Annotated in this window: 24 protein-coding genes; 11 read left to right on the forward strand and 13 right to left on the reverse strand. The window is 72.2% G+C overall.

Annotated elements, in window-relative coordinates:
- Positions 1-8: 8 nt before the first annotated feature.
- The 6 genes from ABZ808_RS08970 to ABZ808_RS08995 all read right to left on the reverse strand — a co-directional run bounded on the left by ABZ808_RS08970 (position 9) and on the right by ABZ808_RS08995 (position 5814).
- Positions 9-596, reverse strand: coding sequence for a hypothetical protein (locus ABZ808_RS08970; protein ID WP_357002947.1), 588 nt, complete (start codon positions 594-596; stop codon positions 9-11).
- Between the two features lie 55 nt (positions 597-651).
- The gene (locus ABZ808_RS08975; protein ID WP_357002949.1) at positions 652-2133 is read right to left on the reverse strand and encodes an ATP-binding protein; all 1482 of its coding nucleotides are present in this window, start codon (positions 2131-2133) and stop codon (positions 652-654) included.
- Entirely contained in the window at positions 2126-2818 is a 693-nt protein-coding gene (locus ABZ808_RS08980) for a response regulator transcription factor (RefSeq protein ID WP_357002951.1), read from the reverse strand. Before ABZ808_RS08980 ends, ABZ808_RS08975 begins: the two co-directional genes overlap by 8 nt.
- 85 nt (positions 2819-2903) lie before the next feature.
- Positions 2904-3416: a hypothetical protein gene (locus ABZ808_RS08985; protein WP_357004767.1), complete on the reverse strand. Its 513-nt coding sequence runs from the start codon at positions 3414-3416 to the stop codon at positions 2904-2906.
- Positions 3417-3528: 112 nt separating this feature from the next.
- On the reverse strand, positions 3529-4542 hold the full coding sequence (locus ABZ808_RS08990) for an aminoglycoside phosphotransferase family protein (RefSeq protein ID WP_357002953.1): 1014 nt from the start codon (positions 4540-4542) through the stop codon (positions 3529-3531).
- Between the two features lie 99 nt (positions 4543-4641).
- Positions 4642-5814, reverse strand: coding sequence for an acetyl-CoA C-acyltransferase (locus tag ABZ808_RS08995; protein WP_357002955.1), 1173 nt, complete (start codon positions 5812-5814; stop codon positions 4642-4644).
- Positions 5815-5893: 79 nt separating this feature from the next.
- Here ABZ808_RS08995 and ABZ808_RS09000 point away from each other — a divergent pair, with 79 nt between their 5' ends.
- Complete coding sequence (locus tag ABZ808_RS09000; protein ID WP_357002957.1) at positions 5894-6328, forward strand: PH domain-containing protein; 435 nt, start codon at positions 5894-5896, stop codon at positions 6326-6328.
- Between the two features lie 7 nt (positions 6329-6335).
- Here the strand turns inward: ABZ808_RS09000 and ABZ808_RS09005 are convergent, their stop codons facing one another.
- Together ABZ808_RS09005 and ABZ808_RS09010 are read right to left on the reverse strand one after the other, a co-directional pair.
- Positions 6336-7247, reverse strand: a complete 912-nt coding sequence (locus tag ABZ808_RS09005) for a rhomboid family intramembrane serine protease (RefSeq protein WP_357002959.1) — start codon at positions 7245-7247, stop codon at positions 6336-6338.
- Between the two features lie 100 nt (positions 7248-7347).
- Positions 7348-7878, reverse strand: coding sequence for a peptidylprolyl isomerase (locus ABZ808_RS09010; protein WP_357002961.1), 531 nt, complete (start codon positions 7876-7878; stop codon positions 7348-7350).
- Between the two features lie 84 nt (positions 7879-7962).
- Here ABZ808_RS09010 and ABZ808_RS09015 point away from each other — a divergent pair, with 84 nt between their 5' ends.
- The gene (locus tag ABZ808_RS09015; RefSeq protein ID WP_357002963.1) at positions 7963-8730 is read left to right on the forward strand and encodes a hypothetical protein; all 768 of its coding nucleotides are present in this window, start codon (positions 7963-7965) and stop codon (positions 8728-8730) included.
- A gap of 81 nt (positions 8731-8811) precedes the next feature.
- Here the strand turns inward: ABZ808_RS09015 and corA are convergent, their stop codons facing one another.
- The 4 genes from corA to ABZ808_RS09035 form a co-directional block, all read right to left on the reverse strand.
- Complete coding sequence (corA, locus tag ABZ808_RS09020) at positions 8812-9960, reverse strand: magnesium/cobalt transporter CorA (RefSeq protein WP_357002966.1); 1149 nt, start codon at positions 9958-9960, stop codon at positions 8812-8814.
- A 315-nt stretch (positions 9961-10275) separates the two neighbouring features.
- Positions 10276-11370: a PLP-dependent aminotransferase family protein gene (locus ABZ808_RS09025; RefSeq protein ID WP_357002968.1), complete on the reverse strand. Its 1095-nt coding sequence runs from the start codon at positions 11368-11370 to the stop codon at positions 10276-10278.
- 106 nt (positions 11371-11476) lie between these two features.
- Positions 11477-11935, reverse strand: a complete 459-nt coding sequence (locus ABZ808_RS09030) for an ester cyclase (protein WP_357002970.1) — start codon at positions 11933-11935, stop codon at positions 11477-11479.
- Between the two features lie 91 nt (positions 11936-12026).
- The gene (locus tag ABZ808_RS09035) at positions 12027-12419 is read right to left on the reverse strand and encodes a CBS domain-containing protein (RefSeq protein ID WP_357002972.1); all 393 of its coding nucleotides are present in this window, start codon (positions 12417-12419) and stop codon (positions 12027-12029) included.
- Positions 12420-12535: 116 nt separating this feature from the next.
- On the opposite strand from ABZ808_RS09035, the gene ABZ808_RS09040 reads away from it, so the two are divergent.
- The 5 genes from ABZ808_RS09040 to ABZ808_RS09060 all read left to right on the forward strand — a co-directional run bounded on the left by ABZ808_RS09040 (position 12536) and on the right by ABZ808_RS09060 (position 16312).
- Positions 12536-12985 carry an NUDIX domain-containing protein gene (locus ABZ808_RS09040; RefSeq protein WP_357002974.1) on the forward strand — a complete coding sequence of 150 codons (450 nt, stop codon included), beginning with the start codon at positions 12536-12538 and terminating at the stop codon, positions 12983-12985.
- Entirely contained in the window at positions 12982-13749 is a 768-nt protein-coding gene (locus tag ABZ808_RS09045) for a hypothetical protein (protein ID WP_357002976.1), read from the forward strand. The genes ABZ808_RS09040 and ABZ808_RS09045 overlap by 4 nt, the downstream gene beginning before the upstream one ends.
- 79 nt (positions 13750-13828) lie before the next feature.
- Complete coding sequence (locus ABZ808_RS09050; RefSeq protein WP_357002978.1) at positions 13829-14560, forward strand: phosphocholine cytidylyltransferase family protein; 732 nt, start codon at positions 13829-13831, stop codon at positions 14558-14560.
- Positions 14548-15615, forward strand: a complete 1068-nt coding sequence (locus ABZ808_RS09055; RefSeq protein ID WP_357002980.1) for an iron-containing alcohol dehydrogenase family protein — start codon at positions 14548-14550, stop codon at positions 15613-15615. The genes ABZ808_RS09050 and ABZ808_RS09055 overlap by 13 nt, the downstream gene beginning before the upstream one ends.
- Positions 15590-16312: a CDP-alcohol phosphatidyltransferase family protein gene (locus tag ABZ808_RS09060; protein ID WP_357002982.1), complete on the forward strand. Its 723-nt coding sequence runs from the start codon at positions 15590-15592 to the stop codon at positions 16310-16312. The genes ABZ808_RS09055 and ABZ808_RS09060 overlap by 26 nt, the downstream gene beginning before the upstream one ends.
- Before the next feature lie 101 nt (positions 16313-16413).
- Here ABZ808_RS09060 and ABZ808_RS09065 read toward each other — a convergent pair whose 3' ends face one another.
- On the reverse strand, positions 16414-17682 hold the full coding sequence (locus ABZ808_RS09065) for a glycosyltransferase (RefSeq protein WP_357002984.1): 1269 nt from the start codon (positions 17680-17682) through the stop codon (positions 16414-16416).
- A 24-nt stretch (positions 17683-17706) separates the two neighbouring features.
- On the opposite strand from ABZ808_RS09065, the gene ABZ808_RS09070 reads away from it, so the two are divergent.
- The 4 genes from ABZ808_RS09070 (at position 17707) to ABZ808_RS09085 (ending at position 22424) form a co-directional block, all read left to right on the forward strand.
- Entirely contained in the window at positions 17707-18567 is an 861-nt protein-coding gene (locus ABZ808_RS09070; RefSeq protein ID WP_357002986.1) for a DNA-formamidopyrimidine glycosylase family protein, read from the forward strand.
- 264 nt (positions 18568-18831) lie between these two features.
- The gene (locus ABZ808_RS09075) at positions 18832-20403 is read left to right on the forward strand and encodes a sugar transferase (protein ID WP_357002988.1); all 1572 of its coding nucleotides are present in this window, start codon (positions 18832-18834) and stop codon (positions 20401-20403) included.
- 39 nt (positions 20404-20442) lie between these two features.
- Positions 20443-21669 (forward strand): histidine kinase, encoded by a 1227-nt coding sequence (locus ABZ808_RS09080; protein ID WP_357002990.1) that lies wholly within the window; start codon positions 20443-20445, stop codon positions 21667-21669.
- Positions 21666-22424 carry a LytTR family DNA-binding domain-containing protein gene (locus tag ABZ808_RS09085; protein WP_357002992.1) on the forward strand — a complete coding sequence of 253 codons (759 nt, stop codon included), beginning with the start codon at positions 21666-21668 and terminating at the stop codon, positions 22422-22424. The genes ABZ808_RS09080 and ABZ808_RS09085 overlap by 4 nt, the downstream gene beginning before the upstream one ends.
- The last annotated feature ends 30 nt before the right edge of the window (positions 22425-22454 follow it).

Consider the following 22454-nt stretch of genomic DNA (forward strand, 5'->3'; position numbering starts at 1 on the left):
CCCCTCGCTCACTTGGCGCGGGGGATGAGGATGAGCCGGGCGACGCCCTTGTCGCCGTCCTTCACTCCTGCGACGCCGAGCTTCGCGCCGACCTTGACCTCGCTGGGTTGCACGGTGGCGCGCCGCTCGACGATCCGCAGGTCGTCGCCGAAGCTCCAGGTCATCGTGAAGCCGTCGGTGGACTTGACGGTCATCGAGTCGCCGTCGATCGCGGTGACCTCGCCGCGCTGCACGGCCACGGTCCGCGTACCGCCGTCCTTGGTCTGCACGGCCACCTCGCCGTGCAGGGTGTTCTTCCGCAGCAGCACCCGGGCCTGGCGACGCTTGCGCCACTCCTCGCCGCGCTTCTCCCGGGCCTTCTCCGAAGCGGTGGGAGACGGGGTGGCCGGCGCGGCGACGGTCTGCACGTCCAGGTCGTTGGCGTCGAAGCCCATCGCAGCCAGCGCCTGCCCGTCCACGCCCATCGCGGCAGAGACTTCGACGGCGGCCTCCCGGGCGGGTTGACCGGCCACCTCCGCCGCACCGCAGCCGCTGACACCGAGCGCGACCGCCGCGAGCAGTGCCGTGGCGCCAGTGGCGATTCCCCAACGTGACATGGCTTCCCTCTCGTCCGTGGAGCCCTCAGCATTTCCCGGGACGACGAGCGGAGCGTCAGGCCGATGTTCGGGCCAGGTAAGGATCTGCGGGCAACCGGACCGTGAAGGCCGCTCCGCCCTCCGGTGCATGCCCCGCGGCGATGTCCCCACCGAGCCGACGGACCAGCCCGGCCGCCAGCGCCAGCCCCAGACCGCTGCCCACCTTGCGCACCCCCCGGTAGCGCTCGTGCAACGCTCCCCGCTCGAACGCCACCGCCAGGTCGTCGTCGGTCAGGCCCGGCCCGCCGTCGCGGACCTCCAGCACGCCGCCGGCGGCCGGGTCCGCGCCAGCCGGCCGGACCGCGAGCACCACCGACGCCCCCGGGGGTACGACCCGCAGCGCGTTCTCCAACAGCCCGTCCACCACCTGCCGGATCCGGCCCGGATCGGTGTACGCCGGCACCGGCCGGCCGGGGCTCTCCACCCGGAACGACACTCCCACCGCCGCGCACCGGCCCGACCAGGTCGGCTCGGCGGCGGCGGCGAGCCGGGTCAGGTCCACCGGCGCCGGTTCGAGGGGGAAGTCGGCGGCTTCCAGCCGGGCCAGTGCCAGCAGGTCGCCGATCAGCCGGTCGAGGTGCTGCGATTCGGCCAGCATCGTGCGGCCTGCTGCGGCGGTGCCGTCCGCCTCGATCACCCCGTCGGCCAGCGCCTCGGCGTACCCCCGGATCGCGGTCAGCGGGGTCCGCAGCTCGTGCGAGACGGAGAGCAGGAACTCCCGCTGCCGCCCCTCGCTGGTGGTCAGCGCGGCGGCCAGCCCGTTCAACGCCTCCGCCAGGTCGGCGACCTCGTCCGGCGGCTCGACCGGCACCCGGACGGCGCGGTCCCCGGCGCGCAGCCGGGCCGCTGCGGTCGCGGCGACGCGGATCGGCCGGGCCAGGCGGCGTGCCAGCAGCAGCCCGGCCACCACGCCGGCGGCCAGCCCGGCCAGCAGCGGCAGCCAGAGGCTGAGCAGCACCTGCCGCCACAGCCCCTTCGACGAGGCGCGGGAGAGCACCACCCCGTTGCCGCCGGGCAGGGCCCGGCCCTCGACGAGGGCACGGTGGCCGTCGACCGGGCGGCGGGCCGACACGTTGCGGCCCTGCCCGATCCGCTGCACCACGCGGGGCGGCAGGCCCGGTCGGTCGACGGTCCCGCGCCGGACCAGGTACGCGTCGATGCCCTGGTTGCGCAGTTGCTGGATGAGTCGCTCCTCGTCGGCGGTGCGGCCCCGGTCCAGCCGCGTCCGCAGCACCTCGGCGGTGAGTCGGGCCTGCGCGGCGAGCGCCTCCTGGTCGCGTCGCTCCGCGCCCCGGATCGCCAGCGGCACCGCGACGATGGCGGTGACCACCACCGACACCAGTGCCACCGCGCAGGTGACGAGCACCGCCCGGGCGGTAAGCGTTTCGCCGAACCGGCTGCGCCGGGGTGCGGCCGGCGGAGGGACGGCGACCAGCGGCAGTGCCACGGCCGGCGTTTCGGAGCGCGCGGGCTGTCGCGGGACGGGACGGTCAGGCATCGACGGCGTACCCCACGCCCCGGTGGGTACGGATGACGCTGGCCGGGCCGAGCTTCGCACGCACCTGGGCGACATGCACGTCGACGGTGCGGGTGCCGGCGTGCGCGGCGTAGCCCCAGACCCCGGCCAGCAGTTCCTCCCGGCTGAATACCCGCCCGGGTCGGGCCATGAGGTGAGCCAGCAGGTCGAACTCGGTGGAGGTGAGCTGCACCGGGGCGCCTGCGGCGATGACCGTCCGGCGGGCCGGGTCGAGCGTCACCGGGCCGACGACGCGTGGGCGCTCCGCGCCGTCGGGACCACCGGCGGCGCGGCGCAGCACGGCGCGCACCCGGGCGACCAACTCACGCGGGCTGAACGGCTTGGTGACGTAGTCGTCGGCGCCCAACTCCAGGCCGACGATCCGGTCCACCTCGTCGTCGCGGGCGGTGAGGAAGATGACCGGCGTCCAGTCGCCGGCCTCGCGCAGCCGGCGGCAGATCTCGGTGCCGGGCAGGCCGGGCAGCGCGATGTCCAGGACGCAGGCCACCGGTCGCAGCCGGCGGGCGGCGCTCAGACCGGCCTCGCCGTCGCGTTCCAGCTGCACGCCGAACCCGTCGCGGGTGAGGTAGAGCCGCACCAGGTCGGCGATGGCCGGCTCGTCCTCGACCACGAGGACAAGCCCGCGGTGCGGCGGTTCGACGGTCACCGGCCCATGATTGCCGACCTGGCGGCCTCCGCGCGATCGACGCGTGTTCGGGTTCGGTAAAGGCGACGTGCCGGCCGGTCTGGCGTCAGCGCGCCACGGCGGGGCGGAACACGCTGGGCCGTACGGCCGCTGGCGCGTCGCCGATGGTGGCGACGATCCGCTCGCGGGGCGTCCGCAGTCGGGTCCGGAACGCGTGGTTGAGCAGGGCGTCCAGCTGCCACACCTGCTTCGGGTGGTTGGTGCGGATCAGGAACCGCTCGCGGATCCCGTCGATCGCGGTGGCGGCCAGCTCGACCGAGTGCAGCCGCGGGTCCGGGCTCCAGGTGACGTTGCTCAGCTCGCGCAACTCGGTGTTGAGGTGCAGGCGCAGCCGGTGCAGCAGCCGGGTCTGCTGGGTCACCACCAGCCGGCGGTGGGTGAGCAGCAGCAGGTAGTCGCCGGTGACCGGACGGTCGGGTCGGCTGCAACGGGTGACCAGGATGGTGGCGTCACCGGAGCCGACGCAGCGCCGGAAGACCGGCATGTGCCGGCTCACGGTCTGCACGGCCAGGCCAGCCTCGGCGGCGGCCGGAAGGAACGTTCGGGAGAAGACGTCCATGACCTGCCCAACGACGTCCCCAGCGGGGGTGACGTGGGTCACGCCAAATTTTTGGAAGTTCCACGCAGCCTGTCGCACTGCCTGTCCGACATCGGACTGGGACGGATCCCGGTCAGGATTCGGGCTGCAACGGGGTGGCGGCGAACAGCTCCTCCAGCCAGCCGGGAACCGCGTCGACGTACTCGGCGCGGGTCGGATCGGTGGTGTCCAGGGCCCTCCGCCAGGAGAGCGATCGGCTCACCGCGCCCAGGTTCATCGCCAGGTCGGCGGCCTCGACGAGCGTCCGGCGGTCGTACCGGTCGGTCCACGCCTCCAGGTAACCGTCGCGCAACCGGACCAGCCGGGCGTCGTCGGCCGCCAGCTTGGTCGCGTGCCGGATCGAGCGCAGCGTCACCAACAGCGTGCCGAACGGGTGCGCCACCGAGGCGTCGCCCCAGTCGAAGTACCGGTAGCCGGCCGGGCCGGCGAAGACGTTGCCGTCGTGCAGGTCGTCGTGCTGCACGGTGGCCGGAATCCCGAGGTCGGCGAGCCGGCGACAACGCTCGGCGTACGCCGGCAGTTCCGCCCGCAGCCGCTCGTACATCTCGGGGGCGAGACCGTCCTCGATGCCGATCCGCAGCGACTCGCGGTCGTCGAGCAGGTCGGCGAGCAGCCCGGCCAGCACCTCGGGGCGGTGATCCGGCACACCGAGGGTGACCAGCTCGTCGACGCGCGACGCGGTGGCGAGTTGGAGTGCGGCGTAACCGGGCAGCGCCCGCTCCCAGTGCGCCAGGTCCGGGTCGCGGCCCAGCACGTCACGCAGCGACTCCCCGCCGTCGGGCAGCAGCGACCAGCCCAGGGCGGGGTCCACGGCGATCGGTGTCAGCACCCGGTCGGGGGTCAGCTTCGCCAGCGTCGCGATCAGGACGGCCTCGTGCACCGTGCCCGGGTTGTTGGCCTTGAACCAGACCGGCCCGCCGTCGGTGGGCACCCGCCAGACCAGCGACCATGGGCGTACCCGGGGCTCCACCGCACCGGTCACCCGCCGGCCGGCGTCGGCGAGCTGCGTGTCGACCCAGGTGCGGGCCCGTGTCTGCCACTGCGCGCTAGACCAGTCCGGAGCACGCTCATCGGCGATCGTCGTCACGGTGAGCACCTTAGGTGGCGTGCCCCGCGCGGGCGAGGCTATTTCCCGGCGGCGGCGCGTCGGCCGCGAGCAGCCGTCAACCGCTGCGAGGGGCCGGAGTCAGACCAGCTCGACGATGGTGGCGTTGGCCATGCCGCCACCCTCGCACATGGTCTGGAGGCCGTAGCGGATCCCGTTGTCCCGCATGTGCTGGAGCATCGTGGTCATGATCCGGGCACCGGAGCCGCCGAGCGGGTGACCGAGGGCGATGGCGCCACCGCGCGGGTTGAGCCGCTCCGGATCAGCCTCGGTCTCCGCCAGCCACGCCAGCGGCACCGGGGCGAACGCCTCGTTCACCTCGTACACCCCGATCTCCTCGATGCCCAGCCCCGCGCGGCGCAGCGCCTTCGCGGTGGCCGGGATGGGCGCGGTGAGCATGGTGACCGGGTCGTCGGCGGCGACCACGGCGGTGTGGATGCGGGCCAGTGGGCGCAGTCCGTGGCGGCTGGCCCACTCGGAGGTGGTCACGGCGAGCGCGGCGGCACCGTCGGAGATCTGGGACGCGGAGCCGGCGGTCACCACGCCGTCGGCGCGGAACGGGGTGGCCAGTTCGCCGAGCTTCTCCAGCGAGGTCTCCCGGCGGATGCCCTCGTCGGCGGCGAACTTGCCGCCGTCGGCCAGCGACACCGGCGTCAGCTCCGGGTCGAACGCCCCGGCGTCCTGCGCGGCGGCGGCCTTCTCGTGGCTGGCCAGCGCGAACTCGTCGAGCTGGGTACGCGAGAGACGCCACCGCCGGGCGATCAGCTCGGCCCCGACGCCCTGGTTGAACGGCAGCGGCTCATCGTCGGCGAAGCCCTCCACGCCCCGGTAGCGGGCACGGAGCTGCTCGCTGAACGGCAGGGCGCCGCCCACACTGGAACCCATCGGCACGCGGGTCATCGACTCCACCCCGCCGGCGACCACCAGGTCGGCCTGGCCGGAGAGGACGGTCGCGGCGGCGAAGTGCAACGCCTGCTGGCTGGAGCCGCACTGCCGGTCCAGCGTCGTGCCGGGCACCGACTCGGGCCAGCCGGCGGCGAGCACGGCGTTGCGGGCGATGTTCCACGACTGCTCGCCGACCTGGGACACGCAACCCCAGAAGACGTCGTCGACCTGCGCCGGGTCGAGCCCGGTGCGCTCGGCGAGGGCGCGCAGCACGTGCGCCGAGAGATCGACCGGGTGGACGCCGGCGAGGCTGCCCTTGCGCCGCCCGACCGGGGTGCGTACCGCGCCGACGATGACCGCGTCACTCATGTTTACTCCCCGGTAACCTGACTGTCCCGATCCTACGTCGTCGGTGGACCGGCCGTCCGCCCCCGGGCATGCTGGGCGGATGGATGAGATCTCCCCGGCCCGGCAGTGGCGGGTGCCCGCGAAGCTGCCGGCGGCCAAGATTGCCGGCGCGGTGGCGCTTGTCGTGCTCGGGCTGCTCTTCGCCGACGGTGACCCGGTGAGGCTGGTCCTGGCCTGCCTGGCCGCGGCCGGCGTGGCCGGCTGGGCGGCCCGCGACCTGATCGCGCCGGTCCGGTTGGCGGTGGACCCGGCAGGGCTCACCGTCATCCACGGGTTCGCCGGCCGCCGACTGCTGCCCTGGTCTGCGATCGAGGCGATCACCGTGGACCGTCGACCACGGTTGGGGCTGACCACCGAGATCCTGGAAATCGACGCGGGCAGTTCGCTGCACCTGTTTGGCCGCTACGACCTGGACACCACCCCGGAGGAGGTCGCCGACGTGCTGCGCGCCGCCCGCCCGGGCGTGACCGGGTAGCGCCCGGTCAGCCCAACAGTTGCGCGGTACGGAACAGGGCCAGGGCAAGCAGGATCAGCAGGATGATCGCGCCGCCGCCGACCTGCACCAGGGTGCGCCGGCCACGGGGCGCGTACGCGAGCACCAGCGCCATCGCCGCACCGACCGCCAGGCCGCCCAGGTGCCCGGGGATCGAGATGCCCGGCACGGTCAACGTGAACACCAGGTTGATCACCAGGATGGGGATCACCTGGGAGATGTCCCGGCCCATCTTGCGCTCGATGATGATCAGCGCGGCGAAGAGACCGAAGACGGCGGTGGACGCGCCGGCCGTGGCCGAGTTCTGTGCGCTGAACAGGTAGGCGGCCACGTTGCCGCCGAGGCCCGCGATCAGGTAGAGCGCGGCGAAACGCGCCCGCCCGAGGTTGGCCTCCAGCGAACGGCCGAGCACCCACAGCGCCCACATGTTGAGCAGCAGATGGATCACGCCGTAGTGCAGGAACATCGCGGTGACCAGGCGGTACCACTGACCGTCGGCTATGCCGCCGAGCGTGCCGTCGGGGAAGACCGCCAGCCCGAGCACCGAACCCCAGTTGGTCAGCGGCGTGCTGCCGCCCATCAGACCGCCGAAGCCCGAACCGCCCACCGCCGCGTCGCCACCCCGGTCGGAGGCGATGGAGAGCAGCATGAACAGCACGTTCAGCGCGATGATCGCCTTGGTGACGTAGCCGTGCCGGCCGGCCGTACCGCCACCGAAGGCGGTACGCGCCGGCCGGACACTGCGGCGTCCCTCGTTGACGCACTCCGGGCACTGGTGCCCGACGGACGCCTCCCGCATGCAGTCCGGGCAGATCGGCCGGTCGCAGCGGGTGCACCGGACATAGGTCTCCCGACCGGGGTGCCGATAGCAGACCGGGGTGGTCGGCGGGGACTCGCTCACCGGGCCGACCCTCCGTCCGTCACCGCGTGGTCCACCGGCACCGGCCGGTGCGGTGCTCCGGAGCGCTCAATCATGCGAGCAAAGGTACCTCGCGGGATCGTCAGGCAGCGGACCGCTCGATCTCGACCCGCTCGATGACGACGTCCTGCAACGGACGGTCGCTCGGGCCGGTCGGGGTGCTCGCGATCGAGTCGACGACCTTCACCGACGCCTCGTCGGCGACCTGCCCGAAGATGGTGTGCCGGTTGTTGAGGTGCGGCGTCGGGGACACCGTGATGAAGAACTGCGAACCGTTGGTGCCCGGTCCGGCGTTCGCCATCGCCAGCAGGTACGGCCGGTCGAAGCGCAGCTCCGGGTGGAACTCGTCGGCGAACTTGTAGCCCGGCCCGCCCCGGCCGGTGCCGGTCGGGTCGCCCATCTGAACCATGAATCCGCTGATCACCCGGTGCGAGATGGTGCCGTCGTAGTACGGACCACTGCCCGGCTGGCCGGTGCGCGGGTCGGTGTACTCCCGGTTGCCCTCGGCCAGGTCGATGAAGTTGCGGACCGTCTTCGGCGCGTGGTTCGGGAAGAGCTCCAGCCGGATCGGGCCAGCGTTGGTGTGCAAGGTGGCGTAGACAGCCTCGGCCACGGGTACTCCTCACTTGTTGGTCAGTTCCATGCGGATCCTCCCATGTGCCCGATCTGGCATCGCGGAGGCATCCGAAGGTGGAGGATGACGAAGGAACAACTCCCAGGAGGTGGGACCGTGTTTGGAATCGGGCGGCGTAAGTCCCAGGGTCAGCTGGCCAAGGCAGAGCTGAACCAGAGCATCAGCCACCTGATGCAAGCAGCCAACCACGCCGCTAAGGGCGCCGGCTCGACCGTCGGCCCGCGGGTGCAGGTTGCCCGCGGCTACGTCGGGCCGACCGCGGCGAAGGTGCGCGACCGCGCGTCGACCGGCTGGGGGACGACACTCACCACGCTGGCACCGCTGGCCGCGGCGGCCCGTGACGGCGCCGCGCAGGCAGGGCCGCTGACCAGGAAGGCCAGGTCGAAGAGCATGCGGATCACTGGCAGGAAGAAGCAGCCGCGTCGTCGCGGCTCGATGATGACCGGCCTTCTGGCAGCGGGTGCCATCGCGGGCCTAGCCGGCGCGATCGCCCTGCGTCGTCGCCGGGAGCAGCAGGAATGGGCCGAGTACGACCCGACCCGCACCCTGGAGCCGATGCGCGACGAGGTCGACTCGTTCGAGGTGCGTACCCCGTCGGCGACGAAGGGGAACGACGGGTCCGCCATGGCCGGGATGACCGGCGCGGGCAGCTCGGCGGTGGCCGGTGGTGACAGCGCCAGCACCACCACCCCGGCCAAGCCGACCAGCGTCCGCCCGACCGACAAGGTTCCGGCGGTCGCCGAGGGCGCCGAGGACGTCTCCGGACGCCCGGCCGACGACCTCACCAAGGCGCTGAGCAAGAACACGGCCCGCACCAACGGCCGCCGCTGACCCCAGCGGAAGCGCACTGAGCGCCGGCGACGCGGGTTCCCCCGCGCGCCGGCGCTCAGCTCTTCGGCGCCGGTGACGTGGTCAGAGCCAGCCGTTGCGGCGGAACCAGCGGTACAGGGCCAGGGAGACTCCGAGCATGAGGGCCAGGACGACGGGATAGCCGTACGTCATCTTCAGCTCGGGCATGTTCTCGAAGTTCATGCCGTAGATGCCGGCGACGCCGGTCCAGAACGCGGCGATGGCCGCCCACGCGGCGATCTTGCGCATGTCGTTGTTCTGGTCGACGGTGACCTGGGCCAGCCGCGCCTGGAGGATGGAGTTCAGCAGGTCGTCGTAGGAGTTCACCTGCTCGACGGTGCGGCTCAGGTGGTCCTGCACGTCCCGGAAGTACCGCCGGATCTCCTTGGGCACGTCCCGGTTGACCTGGGAGGTCAGCGTCATCAGTGGCCGCTGCAACGGAATCACCGCCCGCTTGAACTCCACCAACTCCCGCTTCATCTGGTAGATCCGCTGGATCCGCCCGTGGCTGTTGCGATCGAAGACCTCGGCCTCCAACATGTCGAGGTCGTCCTCGAGCTGCTCGGCCACCTCCAGATAGAGGTCGACGACCCGGTCGGTCACGCCGTACGCCACCGCCCACGGGCCCTGCAGCAGCAACTCCTGCTTGGTTTCCAGGTCGGCGCGGACCGGGGAGAGCCGGCAGGCGTCACCGTGCCGGACGCTGATCAGGAAGTTCGGGCCGATGAAGAGCATCACCTGGCCGGTCTCGACGACCTCGGAGTTCTCGGTCAGCTCGGCGTGCTCGCAGTACCGGGCCGTACGCAGCACCAGGAAGGTGACGTCGTTGAAGCGCTCCAGCTTGGGCCGCTGCGCTGCCTTCACCGCGTCCTCGACGGCAAGCTCGTGCAGACCGTAGGTCTCCGCGATGGCGGTCATCTCGGTCAACTCCGGCTGGTGCAGCCCGAGCCAGACGAAACCGTGCACCTCACGGCGGGCCGCCTCCAGCGCGTCCGCGTACGTCCAGTCGCCGGGCTGCCGCTTGCCGTCGATGTAGAGAGCGCAGTCGACGACACCACTGCGCCCGGTGCCGGTGGGGGCCGGCGTCGGCGGCGAACCGTCGGCGTTGAGCATCCGGGTCACCGCCCGGACCGGGGACGGCCACGCCCGGGGTCGCAGCACCCGACCGGTGCTCGACTGCACCGTCCGGCCCCGCTCTGCCCGATCCGTCATCGCGACACCTCCCCGCGCTCGGCTGCGGCTTGCAGGCTACGCCGATGGTCGCCACCGGCAGGTGTGACGGCGGTCGCGGAGGCGGCGCCGGGCGGGCCGGGTCGAGTCGGGGGTGAGAGGACGACACGGCCCACCCGGCGCCCTTGGGGGCGGGGGTTGTGCTGCGCGCGTGACCCGGACGGCACGGGGTGGCCACGATCGCCGTGACCCCCGCGACACCGCACGGGTGACGCTCGCAGCATTGTGAGCCGCCGGCCGCCCGGGCGGGAGCCCGGGACAGCCAGCATCATCGTTTTGTCGGGAACCCGACAGATATCAGCTCCGGATGGCCTCGACGGCGGCCGCGAGCCGACGGACACCCTCGTCGATCCGGTCGGCGGTCACCGCCGAGAAGGCCAGCCGCAGGGCGTGCTGCCCGCCGTCCAGCACGAAGTCGCTGCCCTTGACCACGGCCACCCCACGCTCGGCCGCCGCCGGAGCGAGCTGGTCCACCAGCACGTCCTCCGGGAACTCCACCCAGAGGAAGTAGCCACCGTCGGGCTCCACGAACCGGGCCTGCGGCAGGTGCCGGCGCAGCGACTCGGCCAGCACCTGGGCCCGCTCGCCCAACGCCGCGCGGACGGTGTCAATCGAGCGGTCGATGTCACCGGAGACGCAGAACTGGTGCACGATCGCCTGGGACACCATGCCGGGCGAGATGTAGAGGCTCGTCGCGTTCTTGGCGATGTCGGCGATCAGGTCCGCCGAGCCGACCAGGTAACCGACCCGGACACCCGGGCAGACGGTCTTCGTGAAGCTCGACGCGTGCACCACCACGTTGCGGGTGTCCAGCGACAGCATCGACGGCAGCGCCTCGCCACGGAACCGGATGTCCGCGTACGGGTCGTCCTCGAAGATGATGAACTCGTACTCGGCGGCCAGGTCGAGCAGCTCGCGGCGCTTCTCCAGGGACAGCGTCACACCGGCCGGGTTCTGGTAGTTCGGGATGATGTGCGCGAGCCGGGGACGCACCCCGGACTCCAGCAGCTTGCGCAGCTCGGCGGTGTCCACGCCGTCCGGCTGGACCGGGACGCCGTACACCTCACTGCCCATCCGCTGGAGGTTGAGCAACGTGCGGTCGTACGTCGGGCGCTCCACCACCACCGCGTCACCGGGACTGACCAGGTGGTCGAAGAGGAACGCGTCGGCCTGTAGCGACCCATTGGTGACCAGCACCTGGTTGGCTTCGACCCCGTGCTTGTCGGCGATCCACTTCCGCAGCGGAAGGTAGCCGACGGAGGTGCCGTACGCCGTGATCCCCGCAGGGTCGGCGTCGAAGGCGCGTACGGCGGCGGCCTTGAGCCCCTCGACATCGACGATGTCCAGCGAGGGCGCCCCACGGGCAAAGGAGATCAGCTGCTCGGCGGTCATGGACATTGAGCGTACGGGCGGCGGCGGGGAGCGCGCGGACGGCACGGCGATGTCCGCATCCTGAGCCACCGGGACGGGTGACCCGACTCCACCGGTCGCCGTCAGATCAGACCGGAAGTGCGAGCGAGTCGTGCTGCGCCGACCGGGAAAGCCCCTCAAGCTGCACGCCGAGCGCGTCGAGCAGGTGGCTCCAGTCGAAGTAGGAGCGCCACGCGACGATCCGACCCCGGCGGACCCGAACCACGTCGGCCACCTCCCAGCTCACCGACCGGCCGGTGGGCGCGACGGTGCCGTACGGCGAGTGCAGCGTGCCAGTGTGGGTGCCGGTCAGGCGTAGCTCCACGGCCGCGCCCCCGCCGGTGCGTACCGAGCCCAGCGGGTCGACCCGCAGGTCCGGAAAGGCACCCGTCCAGGTACGCAGCAACGCGGGCAGTTCGATCGGGCGGACCGTGACACCCGGCATGGCGTAGAACGCCTCCGGGGCGTAGAGATCCGGCAGCCGGGCCACGTCCCGACTCAGGAGCATGGCGTACTGCTGCTCGACCAGCCGCTCCGCGTCGCGCATCGGGCCCTCCCCCACGGGCGACGGCATCTCCGCGCCCACACGGAATCCTTACCCGTCGATTCCGTCGGGCACACCCGCATTCGAGGACCGGTCAGGTCGTGGCGACCGCCGAACTCTCCGCCCAGACCCGCATGATGTCCCGCACGGAGATCACGCCGGCCACCTCCCGGCCGTCGAGCACCACGAGGTGCCGGAACCCGCCCCGGGCCATCGCGGCGGCCGCCTCGGCCACCGTCCACTCCGGCCCGGCGTAGACGACGTCCCAGGTCAGGTGGGCGCCAGTGCGTTCCACGTCGGGGTCGAGGCCGGCGCCGATGGCCTTCAACACGTCGCGTTCGGTCATGATCCCGACCCCCTCGGACTCCGGGTCGATCACGACGGCCGACCCGACACCGCGGGCCGACATCATCCGGGCCGCCTGGCGGAGCGTGTGCTCCGGACCGACGACGAGGACCTGGCTGGACATCGCTTCCCGTACCTGCATCACGCATCACCCCTTTGGGACGGTGGCATCCGGTAGGGACATGGTGGTCCGTGGATGTTTCCTGGACAAGACCTACGGCATCGCCGACACACAGGGTCGCTCGCTACTGTCGAACGGTGTCCACCGAGCCCCTGCGCTGCGCCGGCGCGCTGATCGTCGACCACGACGGCCGCATCTTCTTTCAGCGCCGGTCGCCGCACCGACGCCTCTTTCCCAATTGCTGGGACATCGTCGGCGGGCACCTGGAGCCCGGCGAGGAAATCGACGAGGCGCTCGGTCGGGAGATCACCGAGGAGACCGGCTGGGTCCTGTCGCACGTCCTCGGTCAGGTAGGTGAGTATCAGTACGTCGGCGACGACGGCCTGACCCGGATCGAACACGACTTCCTGGTCCGGGTCGACGGCGACCTCGCCCGCCCGACGCTGGAGGCCGGCAAGCACACCGAGTACCGCTGGCTGGCCGAGCACGACGTGACAGTGCTGGACGAGAACCGCGACGTCAACGACGGGCTGATCCGGCGGATCGCGGAGGAGGGCTTCGCCGTCCTGCGGTCGATCGGTCTGTGAACACCGTCGAACTGGCGCCGCACCGGACCGCCGGGCTGGTCGCACCGGCCGTGGACCGCGCGTACCGCGCCGGCATGCTGGCCGGTCACGACGGCGGCGGCGCGGAGCTGAGCCAGCGGTACGGCGGGCCGGCCGCCACCGGCTTCCTGATCGAGCTGCGCACCCGGCTGGCCGCGCCCGGCGGCACCGTCGACGAGGCAGGGCTCGCGGCGATCACCCGGTACCTCGATCCGGTGGTCAGCCGTCGGGCGGTGGACAAACAGGTCGCCTACGGCATGATCCACCGCCGCCCCGACGGTGGGCTCTGCGCCACCGAACGCGGAGCCGCCTTCCTCGCCGAGCTGTACCAGGTGCACGCGGAGGTCACCGAGGAGTTGTGGGCCGGGCACGACGAGCGGGTGGCGCGGCTGGTGGCGTCGCTCGGCCGGGTGTTGGCGTGCGCCCTGGTGCTGGCCGACGAGGCGGTCGCCCCGGACGGCTCGGCGTTCACCGCGATGGCACCGCCGTACGAACCGGACGGCACCCCGTCGGGCGTGCTGCTGCTCAACCGGCTCGGCACGCTGCGCTACCACCGGGCCGACGCGCACGCCGCCGCCTGGACCGCCGCCGGGCACACCGCGACGAGCGTCGCCGCCCTGGCACCCGGCCCGGAACGGCTCGCCATCGAGCTGGAGACCGACCGACGGGCGGCCGACCCGTACGCCGTGCTCACCGCCGAGGAGCGGCTGACCATGCTCGCCGACCTGGCCGCGTTGCCCGGCTGAGCCGGTTGGCCGGAGTCACCAGGCCGCCCAGGGCTATCCTCCACCGGTGACGGGGAGCAGCACGAGGGAGGATCTCGCGATGATCGGTTTGGTGCTCGCGGCCGGAGCAGGACGCCGGCTGCGCCCGTACACCGACACTCTGCCCAAGGCGTTGGTGCCGGTGGACGGCGAGACCACAATCCTGGACATCGCGCTGGGCAACCTCGCCGAGGTCGGGCTCACCGACATCGTGATCGTGGTCGGCTACGCGGCGGACGCGGTCGTCTCCCGCCAGGCCGAGCTGGAGAAGAAGTACGGGGTCACGCTCACCCTGGTGCACAACGACAAGGCCGAGGAGTGGAACAACGCCTACTCGCTCTGGCTGGCCCGAGAGCACTTCGCCCGCGGGGTGCTGCTGGTCAACGGCGACACCGTGCACCCGGTGAGCATCGAGAAGACCCTGCTCGCCGAGCGCGGCCCGGGCATCCTGCTCGCGGTGGACACCCTCAAGGCGCTGGCCGAGGAGGAGATGAAGACCACCTTCGACGCCGCCGGCCAGCTCACCCGCATCACCAAGATCATGGATCCGGGCGAGGCGTACGGGGAGTACATCGGCGCGACGCTGATCGAGCCGCAGGTCGCCGACGCCCTCGCCGACGCCCTGGAGGCGACCTGGCGGCGCGACCCGAACCTCTACTACGAGGACGGCTACCAGGAGTTCGCCGACCGGGGCGGCGAGGTGCGGGCGGCCCCCATCGGTGACGTCCCCTGGGTGGAGGTCGACAACCACGCCGACCTGGCCCGCGCGCGGGAGATCGCGTGCCGCTACTAGCGCGGAGCGTCCTCACCCCGCTGCACATCGACGTGCGGCGCGGCGCGGTGGCAGACCTGGCCGCGATCCTGGCCGACGGGCGGATCTCCGCCGGCGGGGACGTGGCCGTGGTGGTCGGGCCGGGCCAGGGCGCCCAGATCGCGGAGCTGATCCGTCCGTCGCTACGGACGGCCGACGTGTTCACCGTCGCCGGGGCGACTCTCGACGCCGCCGACGATCTCGGCGGCAAGCTCCGCGCCCGGTCGTACGACGCGGTGGTCGGGATCGGCGGGGGCAAGACCATAGACGTGGCCAAGTACGCCGCCACCCGCCGAGGGCTCCCGATGGTCTCGGTGGCGACCAGCCTCGCCAACGACGGGATCGCCTCCCCGGTGGCCAGCCTCATCACCGACGGGATCAAGGGCTCCTACGGGGTGCACATCCCGATCGCGGTGATCGTCGACCTGGACTTCGTGGAGAGCGGCCCGGACCGGGTCAACCGGGCCGGCATCGGCGACGTCATCAGCAACATCAGCGCGTTGGCCGACTGGGAGCTGTCCCGGCAGGTACGCGGTGAGCCGGTCGACGGGCTGGCCGCGTCGCTGGCCCGGGCGGGTGCCGAAGCGGTGCTCAACCACCCGGGCGACATGACCGACGACGCGTTCGTCACCGTGCTGGCCGAGGCGTTGATCTCCAGCGGCCTGGCCATGGCGGTCTGCGGCACCAGTCGCCCGTCCAGCGGCGGTTGCCACGAGATCATGCACGCCATCGACGCGCTCTTCCCCGGCACCGCCTCACACGGCGAACTGGCTGGCCTCGGCGCGCTGTTCTGCACCTGGCTGCGCGGCGACCTGCCGCGTTTCGCCCAGATGACGGCCTGCCTGACCCGCCACAACCTGCCGGTGACGCCCGACCAGGTGGCACTGACCACCGACCAGTTCGTGGAGGCGGTGCAGTTCGCGCCGCGCACCCGACCCGACCGGTACACCATCCTCGAACACCTGGCGCTGTCGCCTACCGAGACGCGGGAGCGGCTGGCAGACTACGCCGGTGCAATCCGCGACCAGCTTGGCTGACCCCCGTCCCACCGTCGCCGACTTCCACCGGGTGAACCGGGGCGGCGGCCTGTTCAGCGAGTCGATCAGCCAGTGGCTGGGCGCCGTCTTCGCGCTGGTCGCCCAGCGGCTCGGGCTGCGCCCGACGGCGCTGACCCTCGCCAACCTGGTGCTCGGACTGGCCACCTCGGTCACCGTGGTGGCGCTCGCCGGCCCGGTCGCCGCCGGTGACGTACCGGCCTGGGTGGTCGGCCTGCTCGCCCTGATCGGCTGGCAGGTGGCGTACTCGCTGGACTGCGCGGACGGCCAGTTGGCCCGGGTGACCGGCCAGGGCAGCGCGGCCGGCGCCCGCATCGACATCCTCTGCGACGTGGCCGCGCAGATCGCCCTGGTGGCCGCGCTCGCCGCGGTGGCGGTGGCGCAGGAGCCGTCCACTCCGACCTGGCTGGTGGCGACCTTCGCGGGCACCTGGATGGTCAACCTGGTGACGTCGGTGATGCAGTCCGGCCCGAACGCGGCCAGCATGGTCACCTCGACCTCGCTGCCGGTCCGGCTGGTGAAGCTGGTGCGCGACTACGGCGCGGTGATCTTCGTGGCCGCCCTGGTGCTGGCCGTGGCCCCCGCGCTGGTCCTCTGGGTGATGGTGGCGTTCACGGTGGTCAACGGCGGTTTCCTGCTCGCCAGCATCGCCTTCTCCGCCCGAGCCTCCCTGCGCTGACCCCCACCCCACCTCGCCGATCTTGCAGTTTCGGTCGTTGATATGGGCCTGATGCACTCTTTGTCGGGGCAGGAAGTGCAAGATCGCGGGTGCAAGGGTGGTCAGGTGCGGTGCGCGGTGCGGGCCATGCCCGCGTAGATGTCGATGAGCTGCTTGGTGACCACGTCGGGGTGGAAGGTCCGCTCGTAGCGGGCGCGGGCGGCCGGGGCCAGCCCGGCAGCGCCGGCCCGGGCCACCGGGAGCGCGGCGGCCAGCGCGGCCGGCTCCGGGGCCACCACCCAGCCGGCCTCGCCGACGCCGATTCCGGCCGGCATCGGCGACCCGCCGCCTCCGGCGACGGCGGAGGCGATCTCGGCCGGCCCGGTGCCGGCGGGCTCGTGCGGGGCGTCCGCTCCGACGAGGTACGGGATGCCGCCCAACGCGGTGCCGAGCACCGGCCGGCCACTGGCCAGCGCCTCGATGATCACGGTCGGCAGCACGTCGTGCCACATCGACGCGGCGATCACCACCGCGCTCGCCTCGACCGCGGCCCGTACCCCGGCCCGGTCGAGCTGGCCGAGGTAGACCACGTCCTGTCGCTCGGCGGCGGCGGCCTCCACCAGCGGGCGCAGCTCGCCGTCGCCGGCCACCCGCAACGTGCCCAGCGTGCCCACCGGGTGCCGCCGCCAGGCGTCCAGCAGCAGGTCGACGCCCTTCTCCGGGCTGAGCCGGGCCATGTAGAGGAATCCGTCACCCAGCGGCGCGGGCCGGCCCGGGTCGGGCACGGCGTTCGGCTTCACCACGATCCGATCGTCCGGAATGCCGTATTCGCGCAGGTGGTCGGCAATCGCCGTGGTGAGCGCGACGTACCGGTCCACCGACCGCCAGGTGCCCCGGTGCACGGCCAGGGTCGTCGCCATCAGGGCGCTCTGCGCCGCCGAATCGCGATAGCAGCGGTGCTTGATCGCCGGTACGCCCAGCGCCCGGCCCTTGCAGTCCTGGCAGATCACCCCGTCGCGGAAGTAGATCCCCGAGGAGCAGACCTGGCGGTAGTTGTGCACCGTCTGCACCACCGGCACGCCGTGCCGGTGCGCGGTCCGCACCACCCACGGCGAGATCAGGGGGTACGGGTTGTGCAGGTGCAGCACGTCGGGCCGGTGTTCGGTGAGCAGCCGGCTCAGGTCCTGCTGGGCGCGCGGCGCCCAGATCGGCGAGATCGGCAGCAGCGCCTTGGCCGCCTTCGACATCGACGGGATCTCGTCCGAACTGCGGATGAACGGCAGCACCTCGACGCCTGCGGCGCTGAGCTGAGCGATCTCCGAGTCCACGATCGTGTTCTCGCCGGAGGGCTGAGCTTCCCGGTACCGGTTGTGCGCCACCACGATTCTCACGAGAAAGAAGGCTACCGTTGGGTCGTGCCCGAACTACCGGAGGTTGAGGCGCTCGCGGGTTACCTGCGACAGCGCGCGGTGGGGCGGCGTGTCGACCGGCTGGAGATCGCCGCGATCAGCGCCCTCAAGACGTACGACCCGGCACCGTCCGCGGTCGCCGGCCGGGCGGTCGTCGACGCCCGCCGGCACGGCAAGTTCCTCGACGTGTTCATCGAGGGTGATCTGCATCTCGTGGTCCACCTGGCCCGGGCCGGCTGGCTGCACTACCGGGAGGCGTTCCCGTCGACGACCCCGCTGCGCCCTGGCAAGGGTCCGATCGCGGTGCGGGTCCGCCTCGACGACGGCTCCGGCTTCGACCTGACCGAGGCCGGCACCCAGAAGAAGCTGGCCGCGTACCTGGTCACCGACCCGACGGCGGTGCCCGGCGTGGCCAAGCTCGGCCCGGACGCGCTCGCCGCCGACCTGCCCACCTTCACCGAGCGGCTGCGCAGCCGGCGCGGCCAGGTCAAGGGGGTGCTGACCGACCAGTCGGTGCTCTCCGGGGTGGGCAACGCGTACTCCGACGAGATCCTGCACGCCGCGAAGCTGTCCCCGTTCGCGATCACCGACCGGCTCACCGACGACCAGCTCGCCGGCCTGCACGCGGCGACCCGGCAGGTGCTCGGCGACGCCGTCGAGCGGTCCCTCGGTCAGCGCGCCGCGGAGTTGAAGGGTGAGAAGCGCGCCGGGTTGAAGGTGCACGCCCGGGCCGGGCTGCCCTGCCCGGTGTGCGGGGACACCGTGCGGGAGGTGTCGTTCGCCGACTCGAGCCTCCAGTACTGCCCGACCTGCCAGACGGGCGGCAAGCCGCTCGCTGACCGACGGTTGTCCCGCCTCGTACGGTGAGTAATTCAACTCGGCGACTACAGAGCGGAATCGGCCCGACTGAGCCGAAGCTCCGGTCCACCGTTCTCGCCACACGCGTATCCATCGGTATAGTGGCCCGGTCCCCGGCTTCTGAAATGGTGCGGAGCCGGCCAGATCCCACCGACACCATCGGTCGCCAATCTCTTTCGGGGCGGCGACCGGTCGGAGCCCGCGTGGGAGACTGGGACGGTGGGCGACCCGGGCCCTCACGGCGAGTGAGCGGCACGTGTCATGCGGGAGGACATGGGTAAGGTGACGACTAGCCTCCAGCGCCCGGTAACCAACGAAGGCCGGAGCAGACTCGTGCGGCACGTCGACAGCTTCGAGATCCAGCCGCCGACGCCGCCGTCACACAACGGCGTCCCTCGGTCGGCGTGGACCAGGGCGCGACGTCGCGTCTCCCGTTGGCACCGCCCCTACATCGCGATCCTGCTGGTGCTCGACTTCGGCGCGGCGGCGTTCGCCAGCTGGATCGCTATCCAGCTCTTCGACCAGGCCGCCTCCGGCTTCTCCGGCACCCACCAGGACCCCACCTGGTTCCACACCATCTCCTATCTGCTGCTCCCGCTCGGCTGGGTGGTCATCCTCTGGAGCAACCGGGCCTACGACCGGCGCTATCTGGGGCTCGGGCCGGACGAGTTCAAGCGGGTGATCCGGGCCGCCGTCACGGTCGCGGCAAGCGTCTCCTTCCTCGCCTTCGCCACCAAGACCGCGCTGTCCCGGTGGACGGTGGGCACGGCCCTGCTCGGGGCGCTGCTGCTGATCCTGTGGGGCCGCTTCGTGGCCCGCTGGGCGCTGCACTACATCCGGCGGCGGGCCGGTCAGGCCGCGCACCGGATGGTGCTGGTCGGCACCCTGCCGGAGTGCCTGGAGGTGTATGCGGCGGTCACCCGCAGCCCGGCCGCCGGGCTGGTGCCGGTCGCCATCCACATCACCGACGGGTACGCGGCGGCGCGCGGGATGCCGACCCCGGTGCCGGTGCACGCCGGGCGCGACGTCCTGGCCCTGGTCCGGGAGGTCGGTGGGGACACCATCGCGGTCTGCGGGTCGGCCAGCGCCGAGCCGGGCGAACTGCGCCGGCTGGCCTGGCAGTTGGAGGGCTCCGGCGTCGACCTGGTGGTCGCCCCGCAGCTCACTGACATCGCCGGCCCCCGGGTGCACATCCGGCCGATCGAGGGCCTGCCGCTGCTGCACGTCGAGGAGCCGACCCTGTCCGGGCCGGCGCTGCTGGCCAAGAACCTGATGGACCGGGTCGCCGCCGGCCTCGGCCTGCTGCTGCTGATCCCGCTCTTCGTCACCATCGCCGTGGCGATCCGGATCTCCGACCCCGGGCCGGTCTTCTTCCGCCAGCCCCGGGTGGGGCACGAGGGGCGCACGTTCCGGGTGTGGAAGTTCCGGACCATGTACGTCGACGCCGAGGACCGGCTGGCCAGCCTGACCGACCAGAACGAGACCGACGGCATGCTGTTCAAGATGAAGGAGGATCCCCGGGTCTTCCCGGTGGGTCGCTTCCTGCGGGCCTCCTCGCTGGACGAGCTGCCGCAGTTGATCAACGTGCTCTGGGGTGAGATGTCGCTGGTCGGGCCGCGCCCGCTGCCCGCCGACGACGGCGACTTCCTGGGCGACGTGCGGCGCCGGCTGCTGGTCCGTCCGGGCATGACCGGCCTGTGGCAGGTCTCCGGCCGCTCCGACCTGTCCTGGGACGAGGCCGTCCGACTGGACCTCTACTACGTCGACAACTGGTCGCTGGCGTACGACCTGAGCATCCTCTGGCGCACCGTCGGGGTGGTGCTCGCCCGAAAGGGCGCGTACTAGGGGCTTGGCGCGCCGGGCCGCAGGGGCAAGGATCGCTGCGTGGGTGGCAACTTCTCCGCCGTCGTCGGCGTCGTCTCACTGGTCACCGCGCTGACCGCAGCCCTGCTGGCAGTGTTGCGGCTGCGCGCCCGGCGCGGCATCGCCACGGCCACCCAGCGGGCCACCTACGAGGTGCTGCACACCGCCGGGCTGGCCGCCGAGCCGCTGCGGGCGGGGCTGAGCGCGGCGGGCGCGGCGAAGGCCGTACGCCATCTGCGTGCCCTGGTGGGCGCGGCCGGTCTGGCCCTCACCGATGCCGAGCAGGTGCTCGCCCTCGACGGACGCGGCACGCACCACGGCGAGCAACTGCTCGCGGCGGCCCAGCGGTCGGTGGCCAGCGGGCGCTCAACGGTGCTCGGGCAGTCCGACCTACGCTGCGACCGGGTCGACTGCCCGATCCGGGGGGCGGTGGTGGCGCCGCTGCACGGGCCGGACGGGCGGGTGGTCGGTGCGTTGCTGGCGATCGCCGACAGCCCACCGGCGCCCGGGCTGGTGCAGGCCACCCTGGAGACCGCGCACTGGGCCGGCAACCAACTCGCCCTGGCCGAGCTGGACTCGTCGCGGGAGCGGCTGGCACGAGCCGAGATCCGCGCCCTGCGGGCACAGATCAGCCCGCACTTCATCTACAACGCGCTGACCGCGATCGGCTCGTTCGTCCGCACCGACCCGGAGCGGGCGCGGGAGCTGATCCTGGAGTTCGCGGAGTTCACCCGGTACTCGTTCCGGGCACACGGGGAGTTCACCACGCTGGCCGAGGAGCTGCGGTCGATCGACCGGTACCTGACCATCGAGCGGGCCCGGTTCGGCGACCGGTTGCAGGTGCGGCTGCAGATCGCCCCGGAGGTGCTGCCGGTGACGCTGCCGTTCCTCTGCCTCCAGCCGTTGGTGGAGAACGCGGTGCGCCACGGGTTGTCCCGAAAGCCGGGCACGGGCATGGTGAGCATCGAGGCCCGGGACGCGGGCGCCGAATGCCACATCACCGTGGAGGACGACGGGGTGGGAATGGATCCGACCGCGCTGACCGACGGCATCGCCGAGCTGGCCCGTGCCACCGGCGACCCCGGGGACGACCCGGGCCAGCACGTCGGCCTCTCCAACGTCGACGAGCGGCTGCGATCGGTCTTCGGGGACCGCTTCGGTCTGGTCGTCGAGACCGGGCTGGGCTCGGGCACGAAGGTGAGCATGCGGGTGCCGAAGTTCCACCCGGGCGTACGGGCCGGCTCGTGAGCACTGGGTTCCTGCGGGTCCTGGCGGTGGATGACGAGCCGCCCGCGCTCGACGAGTTGGCGTACCACCTGCGCGCCGATCCCCGAGTGGCACGGCTGCACACCGCCGGGGACGCCACCGAGGCGCTGCGGCTGCTCCGCGACGGCGACGTGGACGTGGTCTTCCTGGACATCCGGATGCCCGGTCTGGACGGCATGGAGCTGGCCCGGGTGCTGCGCCGGTTCGCCCGGCCACCGGCGATCGTCTTCGTCACCGCGTACGACGACGGCGCGGTGGACGCGTTCGACCTGGGTGCCACCGACTACGTCCGCAAGCCGGTGCGCGCCGAGCGGCTGGCCGAGTCGTTGCGTCGGGTGATCGGCTCGCGGGTGGTGCCGTCGCATCCGGCGGCGCTGGCCCGGGCCGAGGAGGACCCGACGATCCCCATCGAGCTGGCCGGCACCACCCGGATGCTGCCCCGGTCGGCGGTGCGCTGGGTGGAGGCGCAGGGGGACTACGCCCGGTTGCACACCGCGGAGGGGTCGCACCTGGTGCGCGTTTCACTGGCCACGCTCGCCGAGCGGTGGGCCGATGCCGGCTTCGTACGCGTCCACCGGTCGTACCTGGTGCAGTTGAAGTTGATCGCCGAGCTGCGCCTGGTCAACTCCGGTTACGTGGTGGTGGTCGACTCCACCGAGCTGCCGGTGAGCCGGCGGCACACCCGGGAGTTGAAGGACAAGCTGGTCAGGGCGGCGAAACAGGATTGGAGCCGCTGAGGCGGGAATGACACCGACCATCCCGTACGT

The organism is Micromonospora sp. NPDC047527 (assembly GCF_040643015.1).
Lineage (GTDB): Bacteria > Actinomycetota > Actinomycetes > Mycobacteriales > Micromonosporaceae > Micromonospora.

Excerpts from the sequence above, each read along its gene's own strand:
- ABZ808_RS08970 (WP_357002947.1), bottom strand. The coding sequence starts at position 596 with ATGTCACGTTGGGGAATCGCCACTGGCGCCACGGCACTGCTCGCGGCG.
- ABZ808_RS08975 (WP_357002949.1), bottom strand. The coding sequence starts at position 2,133 with ATGCCTGACCGTCCCGTCCCGCGACAGCCCGCGCGCTCCGAAACGCCG.
- ABZ808_RS08985 (WP_357004767.1), bottom strand. The coding sequence starts at position 3,416 with ATGGACGTCTTCTCCCGAACGTTCCTTCCGGCCGCCGCCGAGGCTGGC.
- ABZ808_RS08995 (WP_357002955.1), bottom strand. The coding sequence starts at position 5,814 with ATGAGTGACGCGGTCATCGTCGGCGCGGTACGCACCCCGGTCGGGCGG.
- ABZ808_RS09000 (WP_357002957.1), top strand. The coding sequence starts at position 5,894 with ATGGATGAGATCTCCCCGGCCCGGCAGTGGCGGGTGCCCGCGAAGCTG.
- ABZ808_RS09015 (WP_357002963.1), top strand. The coding sequence starts at position 7,963 with ATGACGAAGGAACAACTCCCAGGAGGTGGGACCGTGTTTGGAATCGGG.
- corA (WP_357002966.1), bottom strand. The coding sequence starts at position 9,960 with ATGACGGATCGGGCAGAGCGGGGCCGGACGGTGCAGTCGAGCACCGGT.
- ABZ808_RS09025 (WP_357002968.1), bottom strand. The coding sequence starts at position 11,370 with ATGACCGCCGAGCAGCTGATCTCCTTTGCCCGTGGGGCGCCCTCGCTG.
- ABZ808_RS09030 (WP_357002970.1), bottom strand. The coding sequence starts at position 11,935 with ATGCGCGACGCGGAGCGGCTGGTCGAGCAGCAGTACGCCATGCTCCTG.
- ABZ808_RS09035 (WP_357002972.1), bottom strand. The coding sequence starts at position 12,419 with ATGCAGGTACGGGAAGCGATGTCCAGCCAGGTCCTCGTCGTCGGTCCG.
- ABZ808_RS09050 (WP_357002978.1), top strand. The coding sequence starts at position 13,829 with ATGATCGGTTTGGTGCTCGCGGCCGGAGCAGGACGCCGGCTGCGCCCG.
- ABZ808_RS09075 (WP_357002988.1), top strand. The coding sequence starts at position 18,832 with ATGGGTAAGGTGACGACTAGCCTCCAGCGCCCGGTAACCAACGAAGGC.